Source organism: Bowmanella yangjiangensis (assembly GCF_017255015.1).
GTDB classification, from domain to species: Bacteria; Pseudomonadota; Gammaproteobacteria; order Enterobacterales; family Alteromonadaceae; genus Bowmanella; species Bowmanella yangjiangensis.
On record NZ_JAFKCS010000580.1, the window covers coordinates 1 to 465 of the forward strand.

General features: G+C 74.2%; 2 protein-coding genes. One reads left to right on the forward strand and one right to left on the reverse strand.

The features are described 5' to 3' along the window. Positions 1–374: NAD-binding protein (locus tag J0A65_RS25750; RefSeq protein WP_206597049.1), on the forward strand; the 374-nt coding region annotated here is incomplete at its 5' end. Here J0A65_RS25750 and J0A65_RS28020 read toward each other — a convergent pair. Then, the gene (locus J0A65_RS28020) at positions 367–453 is read right to left on the reverse strand and encodes a TraR/DksA C4-type zinc finger protein (protein ID WP_416135336.1); all 87 of its coding nucleotides are present in this window, start codon (positions 451–453) and stop codon (positions 367–369) included. The genes J0A65_RS25750 and J0A65_RS28020 overlap by 8 nt on opposite strands. Between the last annotated feature and the right edge of the window lie 12 nt (positions 454–465).

A 465-nucleotide genomic window follows, 5' to 3' on the forward strand; every position in this document is an offset into this window, starting at 1 on the left:
CGCCCCGCGTGGGGGGGGGCGGCCGGGGCGTTGGGGGGGTGGACCTCCACCCCCCGGCGCGGGCCCGCCCCCGCCAGGCCGGCCTGGCCGTGTGCTACGGCGATGCCGAGGACGCCGACTTCATCGCCCACCTGCCCCTGCAGCAGGCCCGCGCGCTGGTCAGCACCATCCCCCAGCGCGAGGTCAACGCATTGCTGCTGCGCGCCGCGCGCAGTGCCGGCTTTCGCGGCAGCGTGACCCTCAGCGCCTTCCGCGAAGGCGACCTGGAAGCCTTCAATCGCGCCGGCGCGGCCAGCGTCCTGCAACCCTACATCGACGCCGCCGACTCGGCCGCGCGGCGTCTGCTGCAGGAAGTCGAGGCGCCGCTCAGTTGAACTCGGCGCAGTGCAGGCAGTACTCGGCGACCGGCATGGCGGCCAGGCGCGCCGCATCGATCGGCTCGCCACAACACAGGCATTCGCCATA